At 58.7% G+C, this 18,086-nt stretch carries 16 protein-coding genes, 1 tRNA gene and 1 pseudogene; 14 read left to right on the forward strand and 4 right to left on the reverse strand.

The features are described from left to right. Nucleotides 1–79 precede the first annotated feature (79 nt). The 5 genes and pseudogenes from mpl to AC13C0_RS15350 all read left to right on the forward strand — a co-directional run. Nucleotides 80–1,474: a UDP-N-acetylmuramate:L-alanyl-gamma-D-glutamyl-meso-diaminopimelate ligase gene (gene mpl / locus AC13C0_RS15330; RefSeq protein WP_117619712.1), complete on the forward strand. Its 1,395-nt coding sequence runs from the start codon at nt 80–82 to the stop codon at nt 1,472–1,474. A 46-nt stretch (nt 1,475–1,520) separates the two neighbouring features. Further along, the gene (locus tag AC13C0_RS15335; RefSeq protein WP_117619713.1) at nt 1,521–2,168 is read left to right on the forward strand and encodes a flavin prenyltransferase UbiX; all 648 of its coding nucleotides are present in this window, start codon (nt 1,521–1,523) and stop codon (nt 2,166–2,168) included. Between the two features lie 147 nt (nt 2,169–2,315). Further along, nucleotides 2,316–3,455, forward strand: a complete 1,140-nt coding sequence (locus AC13C0_RS15340) for an acyl-CoA dehydrogenase family protein (RefSeq protein ID WP_117619714.1) — start codon at nt 2,316–2,318, stop codon at nt 3,453–3,455. A 151-nt stretch (nt 3,456–3,606) separates the two neighbouring features. Further along, the gene (locus AC13C0_RS15345) at nt 3,607–5,490 is read left to right on the forward strand and encodes a hypothetical protein (protein WP_482954653.1); all 1,884 of its coding nucleotides are present in this window, start codon (nt 3,607–3,609) and stop codon (nt 5,488–5,490) included. 3 nt (nt 5,491–5,493) lie between these two features. After that, a pseudogene (locus AC13C0_RS15350) lies at nt 5,494–5,722 on the forward strand (hypothetical protein); the annotation flags it as partial. 111 nt (nt 5,723–5,833) lie between these two features. On the opposite strand, the gene AC13C0_RS15355 reads toward AC13C0_RS15350, so the two are convergent. After that, nucleotides 5,834–5,920: transfer RNA gene (locus AC13C0_RS15355), tRNA-Leu, on the reverse strand. 256 nt (nt 5,921–6,176) lie between these two features. Here AC13C0_RS15355 and rnr point away from each other — a divergent pair. The 8 genes from rnr (at nt 6,177) to alr (ending at nt 14,466) form a co-directional block, all read left to right on the forward strand. After that, complete coding sequence (gene rnr, locus AC13C0_RS15360; RefSeq protein WP_482954654.1) at nt 6,177–8,720, forward strand: ribonuclease R; 2,544 nt, start codon at nt 6,177–6,179, stop codon at nt 8,718–8,720. A gap of 15 nt (nt 8,721–8,735) precedes the next feature. Continuing rightward, on the forward strand, nt 8,736–9,473 hold the full coding sequence (gene rlmB / locus AC13C0_RS15365; RefSeq protein WP_117619717.1) for a 23S rRNA (guanosine(2251)-2'-O)-methyltransferase RlmB: 738 nt from the start codon (nt 8,736–8,738) through the stop codon (nt 9,471–9,473). 246 nt (nt 9,474–9,719) lie between these two features. Then, a complete protein-coding gene (gene rpsF / locus AC13C0_RS15370; RefSeq protein ID WP_117619718.1) occupies nt 9,720–10,136 on the forward strand; it encodes a 30S ribosomal protein S6 in 417 nt (138 codons plus the stop codon). Between the two features lie 25 nt (nt 10,137–10,161). Further along, the gene (gene rpsR / locus AC13C0_RS15375) at nt 10,162–10,392 is read left to right on the forward strand and encodes a 30S ribosomal protein S18 (RefSeq protein ID WP_007154918.1); all 231 of its coding nucleotides are present in this window, start codon (nt 10,162–10,164) and stop codon (nt 10,390–10,392) included. A gap of 26 nt (nt 10,393–10,418) precedes the next feature. Beyond that, on the forward strand, nt 10,419–11,285 hold the full coding sequence (locus AC13C0_RS15380) for a YybS family protein (RefSeq protein WP_117619719.1): 867 nt from the start codon (nt 10,419–10,421) through the stop codon (nt 11,283–11,285). A gap of 20 nt (nt 11,286–11,305) precedes the next feature. Then, entirely contained in the window at nt 11,306–11,752 is a 447-nt protein-coding gene (rplI, locus tag AC13C0_RS15385) for a 50S ribosomal protein L9 (protein ID WP_117619720.1), read from the forward strand. Between the two features lie 231 nt (nt 11,753–11,983). Further along, complete coding sequence (gene dnaB / locus AC13C0_RS15390) at nt 11,984–13,390, forward strand: replicative DNA helicase (RefSeq protein ID WP_117619721.1); 1,407 nt, start codon at nt 11,984–11,986, stop codon at nt 13,388–13,390. After that, complete coding sequence (alr, locus tag AC13C0_RS15395; RefSeq protein ID WP_482954655.1) at nt 13,390–14,466, forward strand: alanine racemase; 1,077 nt, start codon at nt 13,390–13,392, stop codon at nt 14,464–14,466. Before dnaB ends, alr begins: the two co-directional genes overlap by 1 nt. Nucleotides 14,467–14,483: 17 nt before the next feature. Here alr and AC13C0_RS15400 read toward each other — a convergent pair whose 3' ends face one another. Continuing rightward, entirely contained in the window at nt 14,484–14,840 is a 357-nt protein-coding gene (locus AC13C0_RS15400) for a hypothetical protein (RefSeq protein ID WP_117619723.1), read from the reverse strand. A gap of 151 nt (nt 14,841–14,991) precedes the next feature. Here AC13C0_RS15400 and AC13C0_RS15405 point away from each other — a divergent pair, with 151 nt between their 5' ends. After that, on the forward strand, nt 14,992–15,870 hold the full coding sequence (locus AC13C0_RS15405) for an SDR family oxidoreductase (protein WP_117619724.1): 879 nt from the start codon (nt 14,992–14,994) through the stop codon (nt 15,868–15,870). Nucleotides 15,871–15,899: 29 nt separating this feature from the next. Here the strand turns inward: AC13C0_RS15405 and fnr are convergent, their stop codons facing one another. Both fnr and fabB read right to left on the reverse strand, forming a co-directional pair. After that, complete coding sequence (gene fnr, locus AC13C0_RS15410; protein ID WP_482954656.1) at nt 15,900–16,649, reverse strand: fumarate/nitrate reduction transcriptional regulator Fnr; 750 nt, start codon at nt 16,647–16,649, stop codon at nt 15,900–15,902. A gap of 138 nt (nt 16,650–16,787) precedes the next feature. Then, nucleotides 16,788–17,996: a beta-ketoacyl-ACP synthase I gene (gene fabB, locus AC13C0_RS15415; protein WP_482954657.1), complete on the reverse strand. Its 1,209-nt coding sequence runs from the start codon at nt 17,994–17,996 to the stop codon at nt 16,788–16,790. Nucleotides 17,997–18,086: the final 90 nt, after the last annotated feature.

The following is an 18,086-nucleotide window of genomic DNA, read 5'->3' on the forward strand; positions in this document are numbered from 1 at the left end:
TTGCGGATAGCGTGGCTCTTGACGGGGTGGGGCGGATACGGGAGGCTTGTCGGGTTTCAACACAGAGGGCAGTCGCCGAATGCACATTCATATCCTCGGAATCTGTGGCACCTTCATGGGCAGCCTGGCTGTTCTCGCCCGGGAGCTCGGGCACACCGTGACCGGGTCCGATCAGGGCGTATATCCACCCATGAGCACCCAGTTGGAGGCCCAGGGCATCAGCCTGATGGAAGGTTACAGCCCGGATCACCTGGAGCCGAAGCCGGATCTTGTGCTGATCGGTAACGCCATGTCCCGTGGTAACGCCGAAGTGGAAGCCGTGCTCAACCGCAACATCGACTATATGTCCGGTCCGGAATGGCTGGCCCGTGAGGTGCTGAGGCACCGGTGGGTCATGGCGGTAGCCGGTACTCATGGCAAGACCACCACGACTGCCATGCTGCTTTGGATACTGGATCAGGCCGGTTTTCAGCCCGGCTATCTGGTGGGCGGTGTGCCCCGGGACTTTCCGGTGTCGGCGCGTCTGGGTAACAGTGATTTCTTTGTCATCGAGGCGGATGAATATGACAGCGCCTTTTTCGACAAGCGCTCCAAGTTCATCCATTACCGCCCCCACACCCTGATCCTGAACAACCTGGAGTTCGATCACGCGGATATTTTCGAGAACGTCGAAGCCATTGAGCGACAGTTTCATCACCTGGTCCGAACCGTTCCCTCCCAGGGCCTGATCGTCCGGCCGGCCATCGATGCGCATCTGGATAATGCCCTCGCCATGGGCTGCTGGAGCCAGGTGCAGGACACCGCCATCGGCAGCGAAACCCCGCGCATGTCGGACTGGCGCGCCGAGCTGCTGTCCGAGGACGGCAGCCGGTTTCTGGTGATTCACCACGAACAGCCGGTGGCGACTCTGAAATGGGATCAGACCGGTCTCCACAATGTCCGCAACGCCCTGTCTGCCATCGCCGCCGCCCGCCATGTCGGTGTCACCCCCGATCATGCCGTGGCGGCCCTGTGCCGGTTCTCCGGCGTCAGGCGGCGGATGGAGCTGCTGGCGGATATCGGGGGCGTGCGCGTCTACGACGATTTTGCCCACCACCCGACGGCCATTGCCACCACCCTTGAGGGCCTGCGCAACCGGGTTGGTGAGGAACCGATTCTGGCTTTGATTGAACCGCGCTCAAATACCATGAAGCAGGGTGTCCATCAGCAGACACTGCTGCCCAGCGCCGAGGCGGCCGACCGGGTTTTGTGGGCCAACCTGAATGACATGGACTGGCTGCTGGCCCTGATTTCCAGTTGGCAGCAAGACAATGCCGGGTCTGATTTGCACCGGATTGAGGTCTCTGTGGAGAATCTGATAGCCCGGGTACTGGAAGATCTGCCCAGCCCCTGCCACATTGTGATCATGAGCAACGGAGGGTTTGGCGGCATTCACGGTAAACTCATTGCCGAACTTGAGCGTATTCGTGGCTGATCCGGCAATGCCGGCGACTCTGTTTTACTGACTGGTGGCGCTATCCATGACCAATGACCAAGCCCGGGTATCTACCGTTAATCTGGCGTTCACGGGTGCTTCGGGCGCCCAGTACGGATTGCGGCTGTTGCGGTGCCTGGTGTCGGCCGGTTGCCGGGTGAACGTGATGATCAGCCGTGCTGCCCAGGTGGTCATTGCCACGGAAACCGACCTGAAGCTGCCGGGAACGCCGCCCGCCATGCAGGATACACTGTCTGCCTACGCCAGTGCCGAGCCCGGCCAGGTCCTGGTGTTTGGCCGGGAAGACTGGTTTGCACCGCCGGCCTCCGGCTCTGGTGAAAGGGCCCCTTTGGTGATTTGCCCCTGCAGCACCGGCACGCTCTCGGCCCTGGCGACCGGGGCCAGCAACAACCTGATAGAGCGGGCCGGTGATGTTGCCCTGAAAGAGCGGCGCCCCCTCATCCTCGTGCCCCGGGAGGCGCCTTTCTCGGAGGTGCACCTGGAGAACATGCTGAAGCTGACCCGCATGGGGGCAGTGATCATGCCGGCCAGCCCCGGGTTCTATCACAAGCCGCAATCCGTCGGGGATCTGGTGGACTTTATTGTCGCCCGCATCCTTGACCATCTGAACCTTCCCCAGGACCTGATGCCCCGCTGGGGCGAAGCCCACGCCGAGGACAAGCGCAACAGCTGAGGCCAGAGGTGGTTCAGAGTTAATCCGAAGCTCCCCACGATGGTTTTGGCCAGCCCGATTGATGCTTTTCATCATTGAGCAAACGGACCTCCGGGCAGAGACTTGGTGAACGACAATCACAACACAGGTTATTCACCGAGGTTCACCATGATTCCACGCACTCTCTTCGACGCCGATCTTGAAGGCTTCCGCGATTCCGTCCGCAAGTTCCTGGAGCAGGAAGCCGTGCCTTACCATGACCAGTGGGAGAAGGACGGCCAGGTCAGCCGCGAGCTCTGGCAGAAAGCCGGCGAGCTGGGATTCCTCTGCCCGTGCCTGCCGGAAGAGTTCGGCGGCGTGGGCGCGGACTTCCGGTACAGTGCGGTGCTGATTGAAGAAGTGGCGAGAGCGGGCCTGACCGGAATTGGCTGGGGCCTGCACTCCGACATTGTCGCGCCTTACGTGCTGAACTACGGCTCCGACGAGCTGAAAAGCCATTACCTGCCCAAACTGGCCAGCGGTGAGATGATCGGTGCCATTGCCATGACCGAGCCCGGTGCCGGCTCGGATCTGCAGGGCGTGAAAACCACGGCGGTCAAAAACGGCGATCACTACCTCCTGAACGGCTCGAAAACCTTCATCACCAATGGCCAGCTGGCCGATGTGGTCATTGTTGTTGCCAAAACCGATCCCGGGGAAGGCGCCAAGGGCATCAGCCTGTTCATGGTGGAAACCGCGTGGCAAGGTTTCGAGAAAGGCCAGAACCTCAACAAGGTGGGCATGAAAGCCCAGGACACCTCCGAACTCTTCTTCCAGGATGTGAAAGTGCCTGCGAAGAACCTGATCGGCCCGGGCGAAGGTCAGGGCTTTTTCCAACTGATGCAGGAGCTGGCGGCAGAGCGTCTTCAGGTGGCTCTCAGTGCCGTTGCGGCAGCCGAGGCGGCCTGGCAGTGGACCCTGGATTACGTCAAAGAGCGGAATGCCTTTGGCAAGCCGGTGATCTCGTTCCAGAATACCCGCTTCAAGATGGCGGAAATGAAAGCGGAAATCACCGCGGCCAGGGTGTTCACGGATCGTTGTCTGGAACTGCACCTGGAGAAGAAGCTCGACATTCCCACCGCGGCGATGCTCAAACAGCTCACCACCGACCTGCAATGCAAGGTGATGGACGAGTGTGTCCAGCTTCACGGCGGCTACGGCTATATGTGGGAGTACCCGATTGCCCGCGCCTGGGCCGATTCACGGGTGCAGCGCATCTATGCCGGCACCAATGAAATCATGAAGGAAATCGTCGCCCGCTCATTCTGAGCCGGGCAGGGCGCTTTGGCCCCCGGGTGTCTGCGCCTCCGGGGCCAGTTGGTTACCAAACTTTACAAATTGCCAAACCTGTCAAGGTCTCCGGCAAGCACATCCCCTAAAGTAGCGACACAACCTCTAACAAGGATAAATGGTTGCCGCGATGAAACGCCTCATTTGCCTGTCTGTTACTGCTTTTTCCCTCGTCCTGGCCGGTTGCGGCAAGGAATCCGACGAGCTGCCCGTGGATGGTCGGGATTTCGATGGGGTGGAGTACAGCGAGCCGGTTCCCTACACGGGCAAGGTTATCGACGGCTACCTGAACAACGCCCGGGTCTGGCTGGATATGGATGGTGACAGCCAGTACACTCCGGGGCCCCTTGTTATAGAGCTGGAGAACGGTCAGGAAGTTACCCTTGATTCCGGTGAGCCGACCGCTATGAGCGGCCCTGGTGGCCGGTTTACAATGGATATTTCCGAGCTGGCGCTGGACCCCGCGGCAGGCCCGGATCTCGATCCGCGGAACTATCCGCTGTATGCCGTGGCCCTGCCAGACAAAACCCTTGAGGAAACCCGCAACGGAGAGGTCCCGGTGGCCAGCGCCTACCTGATGTCGGCGCCTCCGGGGGTCCGGAATGTCACGCCACTGACAACCCTGGCGCACTACCGGGGTTTGGCGGGTCTGGGCTCCTTTCTTGAGAATCCGGCCGGAGCGGCGGCCAGCCTGGCGGGTCTCAATCTGGTGCGGGATTACATCCTCGTTGGGGATGACCGCTCCCACGCCTACGCCCGCGCCCTGGCAAGGTTCATGGCCAGCCAGATCCCCGCCGCCTATAACGATCTGCTGGCGATGGCGGGCAGTGATGGCACGGAGCGCTTTCTCAGCAAGGAGGCAGTGTTCCTGCTGGGTCTGTCACTGGTTCAGAATGCCGAAGCTGTCATCGCCGTGGTCGATGCGGCCGAACAAGGGGGCTACGGGAATATTGACGTCGATGCCCTTGAGCTCCCCGAGGTCAGTGTCGAGCTCAGTGATCCGGTCCTGCTCACGAGCCAGAAAATCTATGCCGAGCCCGCCAGCCAGGGTAACCTGCCGGCGAGCCGCTCCAGTCTCCTGATCTCCGCTGAGCTTACCTTTGATTACAGTGAGGGCGGGCGGCTTTTGTCGGTGTCGGCGAACGGATGCCTTGCGCCGTCCATGCGGGAACTGGCAAGGCTGGTCAGTGTAAGCGGCCGGATGGCGGATCTGGAGAGCCAGTGGTTACCGTCAGTCGCGCTCTCAGAGCAGAGCCGTATCAACTATGATGCCGAGGGTGTCGATGAGCGATTGACCTTCGACTGGGACAACCAGCGGATTTATTTTGAGACCGGTACCACCTGCCATGACCACGAAGGCATTTCTGCTGACTCAACCGAGCTGGGGGGCAACCCGGAGGTTGTCTACAGCTGGACCATTCAGAGTGGGGATCTGGTGGAGCTTATTGCCGAGCACGCCGGCGGAATGACCCGCAGGCTCGTTCCCGAAACCGCCAGTGCACCACAGGTGTTCCCGGGTTACCGGATTTCGCAGAACGGTAGCGAACGGGAGGCGGTTGCTTTTGCTTCCGGCATTGACAGTTGTCGTGTTCAGGACGACGCGGCAGGAGCCAGTCAGGTTGTGACGGGTCGTCAGGCGTATGAGTTTTCTGGCTATGAGCCTCAGCCTGCCGGTTTTTCAGGTCTGATGCTTGAGTTCGATACCCGGGCGCTTTCCGGGGCTGAAAACTCAAACCTCCGGCTGTTGCGCTATGGCTTTATGGATCCGGCTCTTTCCGATCTCAGCCGGGTGACTGGAGACCGCGGTTTCGAGTGGGTAATGAACTATGCCGCGGCGGACGCTGCCGGCTTCTATCCGGAGCAGCCGGGTCTTATCCGTAATGCCTACCTCAAGCGTTATAGCGGCGGCGGTGAATGTGGCCGCGAATTCGACGGATTGCCAGTGTCGGCCTATGCGAGAGTGGAATACGGTTACCAGAGGCTGTCGGCATACCTGTTAACGCTGCTGGACTGACCGGGCCTGTCAACCGTTGCTCTCAGCCTCATGGCGTTTGACCTGGCGGGTAATAATGCCGGCCAGGTCTTGGGCACGGCTATGGCCATCAATTGTCTCTTTCCCGCCTTGCGTATGACCTGGAAAACCTCATTAGCCCGGCTCTGGCAGCCGTGATATTAGTGGTCACCAGTTGGCAGGGGCTTTCTCAGGCACCGTAATTGGTTTCATTGCATCGGCACTACTCGTGTCGTGGTTTCAGTAGCTATGCCGTCGGGTGTAAAACCAGAGAAACGCCAGGGTGGCGACGAAGTTGCTGAATTTAACAGGGAGGTAATTGATTCGCATCTCTTGAGGGAAGAGATGGTGCCGAGGAGAGGACTTGAACCTCCACGGGGTTGCCCCCACTAGCACCTGAAGCTAGCGTGTCTACCAATTTCACCACCTCGGCAGGTGATTTGCAGAATTATCGTTAGCTTATTGAAAACTAGACGTTTCTGCCAGCGTTGAGGTTTGTCTCTCAACCGATGGCGCGTACTTTAATAATTCCCGCCGGGGCTGTCAAACGTTTTTTTGCAAAAAGAATGGCAGGTATTTATGCCTATTCACGGCAGGTTGATAGGCAGGAGCTACATCCCAACGTTATACTCCGTTGCAAATGAATCCAGACTGTGCCGTTGTGGTACAGAAGCAGAGCAAGGATCCGAATGGTTTCCAGAAATAAAAAGGACCGGGATCCTCACGCCAGTCGTGAGGCCCAAAATTACGATAACCCTATTCAAAGCCGGGAATTTATCCTCTCGCACCTCAAGGATCGCGGGGCTCCCGCAACACATGAAACATTGTGTTCCGAGCTTGGACAGAACTCGCCGGAAGGTATCGAAGCCCTCCGTCGGCGCCTGATTGCCATGTGCCGGGATGGCCAGCTGATCTGTAACCGCCGTGGCGCCTACCTCCCTATCGAAGAAGCCGATCTGGTAACGGGCAGGGTCATCGGCCACAAGGATGGCTTCGGCTTTCTGGTGCCGGACGATGGTGGCTCCGATCTGTTCCTGACAGCGCGCCAGATGCGCCAGGTATTTCATGGTGACCGGGTTGCCGCCCGGGTTGACCGGGTCGATGACCGCGGTCGCCGGGAGGGTGTCATTGTTGAGGTGCTGGAGCATCGTACCGAGCAGACGGTTGGTCGATTCTTCAAGGAAAGTGGTATCGCCTTTGTTGTACCGGAAAATGCCCGGATCAACCACGAGGTATTGATACCGGAGGAGCATGCTGGCGAGGCATATCACGGCCAGTACGTGGTGGTGGAAATTCTGCGTCAGCCCACAATTCGCACCCAGCCAACCGGCAGGGTGATCGAGATTCTCGGCGAGCACATGGCGCCGGGAATGGAAATTGATGTCGCCATCCGTTCCTACGACATTCCCCACAGCTGGCCGCCTGCAGTGGGTGAGCAGGCCGCATCGATTCCCGCTGAGGTTGCCGAAAAAGACAAGGCAAACCGGGTGGACATCCGCAATATGCGGCTGGTCACCATTGACGATGAGAGTGCCCGGGACTTTGACGACGCGATCTACTGCGAACCCCGTCCCCGTGGTGGTTATCGCCTGGTGGTGGCGATTGCCGACGTGTCCCACTATGTACGGCCTGAGTCTCCGCTCGATGAAGAGGCCATTCGCCGGGGCAACTCGGTGTACTTCCCGGACCATGTGGTGCCGATGCTGCCGGAGAAACTCTCCAATGGCCTGTGCTCCCTGAATCCCGATGTTGATCGCCTGTGTATGGTGGCCGACATGACCATCAGTGCGGCCGGCAACATCAGTGGCTATACCTTTTATCAGGCGGTGATGCGCAGCCACGCCCGGCTGACCTACAACAAGGCCAGCGACATGCTGGAGCGGCCGGATACCGAGCAGGGCTTCCGGCTGGCGGCCCAGTACGCGGATCTTCTGCCGCATCTCCATAACCTGTACGACTTGTATAAGTTGCTTCGGCGGGCGCGTACTGAGCGTGGTGCTATCGATTTTGAGACCACCGAAACGAAAATTGTGTTTGATGCCGAGCGCAAGATTGAGGAAATCGTGCCGGTGCAACGCAACGATGCGCACAAGATTGTGGAAGAGTGCATGCTGTGCGCCAATGTAGCTACGGCCCGTTTCCTCAAGAAACACGAAATGCCGGCACTTTATCGGGTGCATGACGGGCCCTCTGAAGAGCGACTGAATGCCCTTCGCCTGTTTCTGGGTGAGCTGGGTTTGCAACTGGGTGGTGGAGACAAGCCAAGCTCTGCCGATTACCAGGCTCTGCTGGCCGAAGTGGCCGACCGGCCGGATGCCAATGTGATCCAGATGGTCATGTTGCGCTCGCTCAGCCAGGCGGTCTACAGCCCGGAACAAAGCGGTCACTTCGGCCTCGGGTTTGCCAGCTATACCCATTTTACCTCGCCGATCCGTCGCTATCCGGATCTGATCGTGCATCGGGCGATCAAGTCCCGTATTCACAATCCTGAAGTGAAGAAAGATATCGTAACCCCACCGGTTACGGATCCCGAGCTCGCTGAATACCCTTACGATTATGCCAGCATGGAGCGGCTCGGCGAGCACGTGTCCATGACCGAGCGTCGGGCGGACGATGCCACCCGGGATGTCATGGCCTGGCTGAAGTGCGAGTTCCTCAAGGACCATGAAGGCGAAGAGTACGATGGCATTATTGCTGCCGTGGTGCCGTTTGGCTTCTTTGTGAATCTGTCGGGCATCTACATCGAGGGGCTGGTTCACGTTTCCACCCTCAGTGGTGACTATTTCCATCACGATGCGGCCAAGCATCGCCTGATTGGCGAGCGCACCGCGGTGAGCTTCCGTCTGGGCGATGAAGTCCGCGTGCGGGTTGTCCGCGTGGGGATGGAGGATCGCAAGATTGATCTGGAACTGATCAGTACTCCGAAGCGGCGCCAGGCCGACCGGGATGCTCTGGACGTTTCCAAGCGTGAGGGCCCCGGCAAGGGCGGCAAGCGCGGTGAAAAGGGTAAGGGAGACCGGGGCGGCCGCAAGAAAGGCGGTACGTCTTCAGGTTCCCGTGGCCAGAAAAAGCCGGAGAGTGCGAGCCCCAAAAAAGGTGGCAAGCCCTCCAGTGCCAGGGAGCAGCTGGTCGCGGAAGCGGCAAAAGAGGCGACAAAGAAAAAGTCCGGCAAAGCGTCGGGTAAGTCCTCCGGCGCCAACAAGCAGCGCAAGCCCCGTAATTCAGGTAAGTAACAGGGAACAGAATCAGTGTCCGGAGAGTTTGTGTTTGGCTGGCACACGGTTGAGGCAGTTCTCAAGCGTGAGCCTGAACGATTGGAGCAGGTCTGGATTCAGACCGGCCGGCAGGACAAGCGGGTCAAGAGCATTACCGATGCGCTGGATACGCTGGGTGTGCGCTGGAAAGTGGTGCATCGAAGGGAGCTCGACGAGCGGGTTGCCGGTGTACACCAGGGCATTGTGGCAGAGGTCAGTGAAAGCCGGGAGTGGACGGAAGATGATCTTCTGGCGCAGCTGGCTGGCAGTGACAAGGCGCCATTCCTGCTGGTGCTTGACGGGGTAACCGACCCCCACAATCTTGGCGCTTGCATGCGTACGGCCGATGCCGTGGGTATTCAGGCGGTGATTGTGCCGAAAGACAAGTCTGCCTCACTGACTCCGGTGGCTCGTAAGGTTGCGTGTGGTGCCGCAGAGACGGTGCCGTTCGTGCGGGTGACTAATCTCGCCCGTTTCCTGCGGGGCCTTCAGGAGCAGGGTGTCTGGCTGATTGGCACCGCCGGTGAGGCGGATGCAACGTTGTACCAGGCAGATTTCAAGGGCCCGGTGGCGCTGGTGATGGGTGCTGAAGGCAAGGGAATGCGACGTTTAACCCGTGAGCACTGCGATCAGCTGATCAACATTCCAATGCTGGGCCATGTGGACAGCCTCAACGTGTCGGTGGCTACGGGTGTTTGCCTATACGAAGCTCTGCGCCAGCGACTTGGTTAACCCTTGCACACCGGGGCTCACCCGCCTAGAATACGTCACCCCTTTTCGAAGGGGCGGTTTTGTATTGCCTGAATGATGGCAGTGCAAGGTCTCGCTTTTGATCAAGCCTTTCTTGCAAAGCCTTATTGATAAAGCAAAAAGAAACCGGCAGCTCAGGCTGTCAACTCCTTGCTTTCATGTTTGCCGGTCGCGAATTTTTCAATCTGGCCGGTAAAAAGGAAGCTGTTTAAACCGTAGGGAGAACTCATGCGTCACTACGAAATCGTTTTTATGGTACATCCGGATCAGAGCGAGCAGGTGCCCGCGATGATCGAGCGTTATACCAGCGTCATCACTGAAGATGGCGGTACGGTACATCGCCTGGAAGATTGGGGCCGTCGTCACCTGGCTTACCCGATCAACAAGATTCACAAGGCTCACTACGTACTGATGAACGTTGAATGTTCACAGGCAGCGATGGACGAGCTGACTCACAACTTCCGTTTCAACGATGCCATCATCCGCGACATGATCCTGCGCCGCGATGGTGCTGATACGGACCTGTCCCCGATGAAAGCTTCCGAGTCCCGTGAAGACCGTCGTGGCGGCGATGATCGCCCGCGTCGTTCAGCCGAATCTGACGAGCCACGTCAGCGGGCTGAAACCCAGGACGAAGAAGAGTAATTAACCGGAGTTGAGGAGTTAAGTTATGGCTCGTTTTTTCAGGCGTCGTAAGTTCTGCCGCTTCACGGCAGAGGGTGTTAAAGAGATCGATTACAAGGATCTGGACACCCTGAAAGGCTACATCACTGAAACCGGCAAAATCGTGCCCAGCCGCATCACCGGCACCAAAGCACGTTATCAGCGTCAGCTGGCTACCGCTATCAAGCGCGCCCGCTACCTGGCACTGCTGCCGTACTCGGACAGCCACGATAACTAAGTAACAGAGACACGGGACTTGGGACCATGCGTGCACTTGCACAGTATGTAATGCGCGGTCCCCTGCAGGCGGGCGGGGTAGCAGCAGTAACCACTGCCATACCCCTGCTGTTCTGGATTGGCGCAGCCGTTGTCGGCCTGGTTATTCTCAGGCTCGGCATCAGTCAGGGGCTCAACATCGGGCTCTGGGCATTGCTACCGGCACTCGGCTGGAGCATTTTCGGGCAAGACCCGACGGCTCTGGCGGTACTGCTTCAGGTGATGCTGATGGCGGCGCTTATCCGAACCACGCAGTCCTGGGAGAAGGCCCTTCTCGGAGGGAGTTTTCTCGGAATCGTCACAGGCCTGATGTTGCCTGTGATCTATCCCGGCCTGCTGGATGATCTGGTCCAGACCGGGGTGAGCTTTTACCAACAGTACAACGCCGAAATTGCGAAGAGTCTCGGGGATGACCTTGAGAGAGTGATTCGGGACACCATGAACGCGAGCATGGCAGGCACCTACCTGGCAACAGGTGTGGGCATGACCATGCTGGCGCGCTCCTGGCAGGCGGGGCTTTATAACCCCGGCGGATTCCGCAAGGAATTCCATGGTCTGAGGCTGTCTCCGCCGATTGCGGTGTTGTGTGCGGTAACCATGGTGGTGGGTCCGTTTCTCGGTCTGAACGCCATGCTGCTGGCCTGGGCCGCGGGAACGCCGCTGTTTTTGGCGAGCCTGGCGCTGGTTCACGGTATTGTTGGTTTGAAAAAGCTGAGTGGGCAGTGGCTGGCGCTGTTTTATATAGCACTGGTTCTGTTGGGCCCAAGCCTGATGATTCTGTTAGTGGTTCTGGCTTTTGTGGATAGCTGGCTGGATATCCGGAGGCGTATAAAACCTGCCGGGCCGGCTGAATAAAGCACGAAGAGGTTAACGAGATGGAAGTTATTCTGCTCGAGAAAGTTGCAAACCTTGGCTCCCTGGGTGACAAGGTAAAGGTCAAGGCCGGTTACGGTCGTAATTTCCTGCTTCCGTATGGCAAGGCTGTACCTGCCTCGGAAGCAAACCTGAAGGCGTTCGAGGAGCGTCGTGCCGAGCTTGAGAAAGCGGCTGCCGAGAAGCTGTCTGCTGCCCAGGCCCGTGCCGAGGCTCTGGAAGGTGCTTCCTTCACCGTCAGCTCCAAAGCTGGTGAAGAAGGCAAGCTGTTCGGCTCTATCGGTGTGCGTGACATTGCTGACGCAATCACTGCCGGTGGCACCGACGTTGAGAAGAGCGAAGTTCGTCTGCCGGAAGGCCCGCTGCGTGTGACCGGCGAATACGAGATTGAGCTTCAGCTGCACTCGGACGTCGAAGTCACCATCAAGCTGGCGATTGTTGCCGAGTAAACCGTTTTTCCTGAAAGCGGAGCCGGGGTTCCCCGGCCTTGGTAATACGCTGGTGGCCGGCGCTGTCTTTTCGAAGGCATCGACCGGCCTGCCCAACAGGCCCGAACCGCATCTTGCGGCTTTCGGGCCTGCTGCTTTCTGGTATGCTGTTACGGTCTGGTAACCCTCTCCCATTGCAGCGGCAGGTCGCTTAAACTGTCGTGGTTTTGACATCCAACTGAAGATGTTTTCATGGCCAAGCCCAATCTGAAGCCCGCGAGTACCGATCTCGAAACCAGTCGCATCAAGGTCCCTCCCCACTCTGTTGAGGCAGAGCAGGCGGTATTGGGTGGCCTGATGCTGGACAACCGTCGGTTCGATGAGATTTCCGAGATCATCTCGGCTGGCGATTTCTACCGGCAGGATCACCGGCTAATCTTTGGCGCCGTGGAGCGCCTCGCCAGTGAAAGCGAGCCATTGGATGTGGTGACCCTCGCCGAGTTTCTGGAGCGGGCAGGGGATATTGAAGATGCCGGGGGGCTGTCCTATCTGGCCGAACTGGCGGAAAAGACGCCGGGAGCGGCCAACATCCAGGCCTACGCCAATATTGTTCGGGAACGCTCTGTCCTGCGGCAACTGGTGGAGGTTTCCGGCAAAATCTCCGATTCCGCGTTCAACCCTCAGGGCCGGAACAGCAACGAAATTTTGGATGAGGCCGAACGGAACGTGTTCCAGATTGCCGAAGCGCGGGTCAAGGAAGGGTCCGGGCCCCAGGCAATCAACCCGATTCTGGCCAAGACCCTGAGCCGGATCGAGGAGCTGTTTGAATCCGGTGAGCAAACCACCGGTTTGACCACCGGCTTCAAGGACCTGGATGAGCAGACCTCGGGAATGCAGCCTTCGGATCTGATTATTGTGGCCGGTCGTCCTTCGATGGGTAAGACCACCTTCGCCATGAACATTGTTGAAAATGCGCTGATCAGCACCGGCACGCCGGTTCTGGTGTTCAGTATGGAGATGCCGGCAGATGCGCTGGCCATGCGTATGCTCTCTTCACTCGGGCGTATCGACCAGACCAAGGTCCGGGGCGGCAAACTGGAAGAAGACGACTGGCCTCGCCTGACGTCCGCGGTCAGCCTGCTCAAGGACAAACCGCTTTATATTGATGATACGCCGGGCCTTAGCCCCACCGAGCTGCGCTCCCGGGCCCGACGTATCGCCCGGGAGAACGGTGGCAGGATTGGCCTGATCATGGTCGACTACCTGCAGCTGATGCGGGTGCCTGGTAACACCGAGGGCCGGACGGCGGAAATTTCAGAAATATCCCGGTCCCTGAAGGGGATTGCCAAGGAGCTGAGTTGCCCAGTGGTTGCCCTGTCCCAGCTCAACCGGAGTCTTGAGCAGCGGCCCAACAAACGCCCGGTTAACTCGGATCTGCGTGAATCCGGCGCGATTGAACAGGATGCCGACGTGATCATGTTCGTATACCGGGATGAAGTGTACAACGAGGATACGTCGGACAAGGGTATCGCCGAGATTATCATCGGCAAGCAGAGGAACGGCCCCATAGGCACCATTCGCCTGGCGTTTATCGGCAAGTACACCAAATTCGAGGACCTGGCCCACGGCGATTACAGCGACTACGGCGGAGAGTATTAATGCCGAGGAGCACGGTCGCCCGGATAGACCTTGAGGCACTTCGCCGGAATTACCAGACTGCCTGCCGGCGTGCCGGCGGTGCACAGGTGATGGCCGTGGTAAAGGCTGATGGCTATGGTCATGGCATTGGTCCGGTGGCGTCGGCCCTGAACAGCCTGGTACCGAAATTCGCGGTAGCCTGTCTGGAAGAGGCTGTGGCCATTCGTGCGAGTGGCCTGGAACAGCCGGTTGTGCTGCTTCAGGGTGTCCACGCCGGTGAGGATCTGGCCGACTGTGCGCAGCAGGATTTCGAGCCGGTACTTCACAGTGTCCAGCAACTGGCGTGGCTGGAGCTGTCGGATCAACGGCCGGCGTTCTGGCTGAAGGTTAACAGCGGTATGAACCGGCTGGGGTTTCATCCAGGCGAGCTGGGCGGGGTGATGATTCGGCTGGAAGCCATGAAGGCCAGTGAAAGGCTGCTGGGTTTTGTGACCCATTTTGCCTGCGCCGACGATGCCGAAAACACCATGACTGCCGATCAAACGTCGGTCTTTGAGCAGGCAACTGCGTCCTGGCCCGAATTAATGAAAAGCGTTGGTAACTCGGCCGCCCATTTTCTTGCCGGCCAGCCCCTGTATGACTGGAGCCGACCCGGCATCATGCTTTATGGCGGTTCTCCGGTGATTGGCAAGACCGGCCCGGAGCTCGGCCTTGAACCGGTCATGTCGCTGGAAGCGCCGTTAATCAGCACCCGTGTTGTGCGTGCCGGGGAATCCGTCGGCTATGGTGCCGGCTGGGTGGCTGACCAGGACACCCGGATGGGTATGGTGGCCGTCGGTTATGGTGATGGCTACCCAAGACACGCCGGGACGAATACGCCCGCTGCCATCAATGGTCGGCGAATCCGGCTCATTGGCCGGGTGTCCATGGACATGCTGGCTGTCGATCTGACCGGAGCACCGGAGGCCAGAGAAGGGGACAGTGTGGAGCTGTGGGGCAGAACCGTGGGTGTTGACGAGGTGGCTGCCTGCGCCGGCACCATATCCTACGAACTTCTGACCGGTATCACCGCACGGGTTGGGCGGCAATACCGGTGATTTTGCCCGGCTGGCCGTCAGGCCTGCTCCGGCTCGTGAATAATTTCCTCGATGAAGTCGAGAATGGCAGCCAGGCTTCGGTCGTCGAGTTTTTTCAGAACCTTGTGAACGACCATTTTGCTTCCCTTGAGCATGCTGCCGATGCCCATTTTTGCCATGCCCATCATCATGCTGCTCGCGTGCAGTCGCCGAAGCGGCTCAAGGAAAAAGAAATCCAGACCTTCTTCGGTCATCTCCACGATCAGGTTGAAGAGTTTGTCGATCGCTTCCTTGTCGGCCCTGCCTCGTTCGCGAAGTTCGCCGACGGTATACAGGGCACGGGTTCGCAGCCCGTCGGGGATCGGCGCCACAATGTGACTCTGTTGCTTCAGCATGACAGTTCCTGTTGTTGTATGCTCTTGAAAGGGAAAGCAAAGAATTAAATTCAGACTGCGTCATAGTGTAGGGACCGGAAATCGTAAGCCATTGGCCAGACCGGTTCGGAACTACCGTCACATCAGTGATATCCGGAGGCATTGAACCCGCGTGCATGTACTTGTTGTTCACGATTACGGCCCTTTGGGGAAGATTTTGCTGGAGCGCCTGCGGGAAACGCACCTGCACGTCAGTCCGTTGCTCGTCAGTGACCCCGCCAATGCAGATCTGGACGCCCTGGAAAACTGGATTCCCGAGGATACCGACCTGATCATAAATGCGCTCTGGATGGCGAACCCTGAAGTCGCCGAAAAGGATCCTGAGGGAGCCCGCATGGCGGCATTTTCATTGCCGGTAGCAATGGCCGGGTTTGCCCATGGTCGTGGTATGGCGCTGCTCCAGCTGTCCTCATGCTATGTCTTCGATGGCCGAAAGCAAAGCGGCTACATCACCTCCAACCCGGGCCAGCCGGTCAACGAACTGGGTAACTGGCAGTGGGAGTGCGAGCAGGCGTTGCGCACGCTGCTGCCGAGACACATTATTCTGCGAACCGGCTGGAGCCTGGCGCGGTTCATCCGGAAGATGCAGGTCAGTACTGCGGCAGGCGAGACTCTGTCACTGCCCGGGCGGTGCCGCGGCCAGCCTGTTGCGGTTCGTGATCTTGCGCGGGTGATAACGGCAATGGTGCTTCAGATCGATTGCGGTGCCGAAGTATGGGGCACCTATCAGTATGCCGGTGCCGAGGAAATCAACCTGTACGAGCTTGGGCTCGCGATCGCCGGGCTTCCGGGTATTCCCGAGGGTATCCGGGTAGTCGATGAGGTGCCCGGCTGGGGACATCTTGAGCCAGTGAACACCACACTGATCTGCACCAAGATCCGAAATACTTTCGGTATCAAGCAGCTGCCCTGGCGCTCCGGGTTGGTGGATGAGCTGTCGATGCTGAAACAGACCAATGGCAGGGAAGTGACCGGCGAGCCCGCCGGATAACTCCCGGGCGGGCTCTGCTTTGCCTGAGCTTAGGGATTAGACTGCCGTGAGAACTCGCGGGTAACCAACTGCAGGGCCTCGACGTCCAGTAGTTCAACCTCCCGGCCTCGGGCCTTGATAATTCCCTGATTCTGGAATCGTGTGAACACCCGGCTGACGGTTTCTACAGCCAGCCCGAGGAAGTTGGCAATATCGTTCCGCGCCATCGGCAAGCTGAAGTTGGTGGGGGACATGCGCCGGCGCTGGAATCGGCTGGACAGTGACAGCAGCAGGGCAGCAATGCGCTCCTCGGCTGTGTTCTTGCTCAGCAGCATCGCGAGCTGATGGCTGTTCTGGATTTCCTGGCTCATCAGGTGAAACATGTGGTGCTGCAAATCCGGCAGCTTGCCGGTCAGCTCCTCCAGTTTATCCACCGGAAACTCGCACACGCTGGTTCTCTCCAGAGCTTTGGCTGTGCAGGCGTAGTTCTCGCTACTCATGCTGTCGAGGCCGACCAGCTCACCGGGCATGAAGAACCCGGTGACCTGCTCCTCACCACCTTCGGTAATGATTGACGTCTTGATCGATCCGCTTTTTACCGCAAAGCAGGAGCGAAAGGGCGCGCTCTGGTCAAAGATGTGTTCGCCGCGATTGAAAATCCGCCCCTGCTGGACGATATCTTCCAGTCTGTCCAGGTCGTTCTCTGCAATGGCCAGGGGCAGGCACAGGTTGCTCAGGCTGCACTGGTGGCAGGACGCCTTCAGGGGAGATGCCTGACGAAACGGAATTGCTTGAGCCATACGTAATGATCCGTCCGATTTGATTCATATCAACAATGTACCTTAATACGGATGACTGTCTTTGCCAATGATCAAGCGGGATGGTCTTAGAATTTATTTTTTTAAAAAAAGGGCCCAAGGGCCCTTGCAAGAGAGGATTTACAGTTTCTCAAAGACCAGCGAGGCGTTGGTGCCGCCAAAACCAAAGCTGTTGGACATCACGGTGCCCAGGTCTGCCTCGCGGCTTTCAGGGCCCACCAGTGGAATATCGCCGATTTTCTCATCCACATTGACCAGGTTTGCGGTGCCGGCCATGAAACCATTCTGCAGCATCAGCAGCGAGTAAATTGCCTCCTGCGCGCCGGCAGCGCCCAGGGAATGCCCGGACAGTGACTTGGTTGAGGAAATGGCAGGAATGTCGGATCCGAAGGTGGCACGTACCGCGCCCATTTCAGCCACATCGCCTACCGGGGTACTGGTGCCGTGGGCGTTGATGTAGTCGACCTTGCCACGGATCGTGGCCATGGCCTGTTTCATACAGCGCTGTGCGCCCTCGCCGGAGGGGGCTACCATGTCGTAGCCATCAGAGGTGGCGCCATAGCCTGTCAGCTCGGCAATAATATTGGCGCCCCGTTTCTTCGCATGTTCCAGTTCTTCCAGAACCACCATGCCGCCACCGCCGGCGATCACGAACCCGTCCCGGCCGTTATCGAAGGGGCGGGAAGCCGTTTCCGGCGCTTCGTTGTATTTGGTGGAGAGGGCTCCCATGGCGTCGAACATCATGGTCAGGCTCCAGTCTTCTTCCTCGCCACCACCGGCGAACACGATGTCCTGCTTGCCGGCCTGGATCTGCTCCATAGCGTGGCCAATGCAGTGGGCGCTGGTGGCACAGGCAGACGACATGGAATAGTTTACGCCCCGGATCCTGTAGGCGGTGGCCAGGCAGGCTGACACCGTGCTGGTCATGATGCGCGGCACCATGTAAGGCCCAATACGCTTGACGCCTTTTGCACGCATGATATCCGTGGCTTCAACCTGGCTGGAACAGGACGCACCACCGGAACCGGCAATCAGGCCGGTGCGGTCGTTGGAGATCAGATCTCCGGTAAGGCCCGCCTGGGCAATGGCCTGTTCCATGGCGAGATAGCTGTACATGGCGGAAGGGCCCATGAAGCGGCGGATCTTGCGGTCGATAACGGATGTGTCTACGTCCACAGAGCCGGCAATCTGGCTGCGGAAGCCCATTTCCTTGTAGGTTTCGTTGAAGCGAATGCCAGACTTTCCGTTTTTCAGGCTGTCCCTGACCTCATCCAGTGAGTTGCCGAGGCAGGAAACGATGCCCATACCGGTGACGACGACGCGTCTCATAAATTCCTCCTTCCCGGCCGGCCGAAATGGCCGACCTTGCGATCAATTACGTTATCTAACAGTCTAGGCGCTTTGGGCCGAATGCGATAT

The sequence above is a fragment of the Marinobacter sp. B-21 genome (assembly GCF_056857895.1).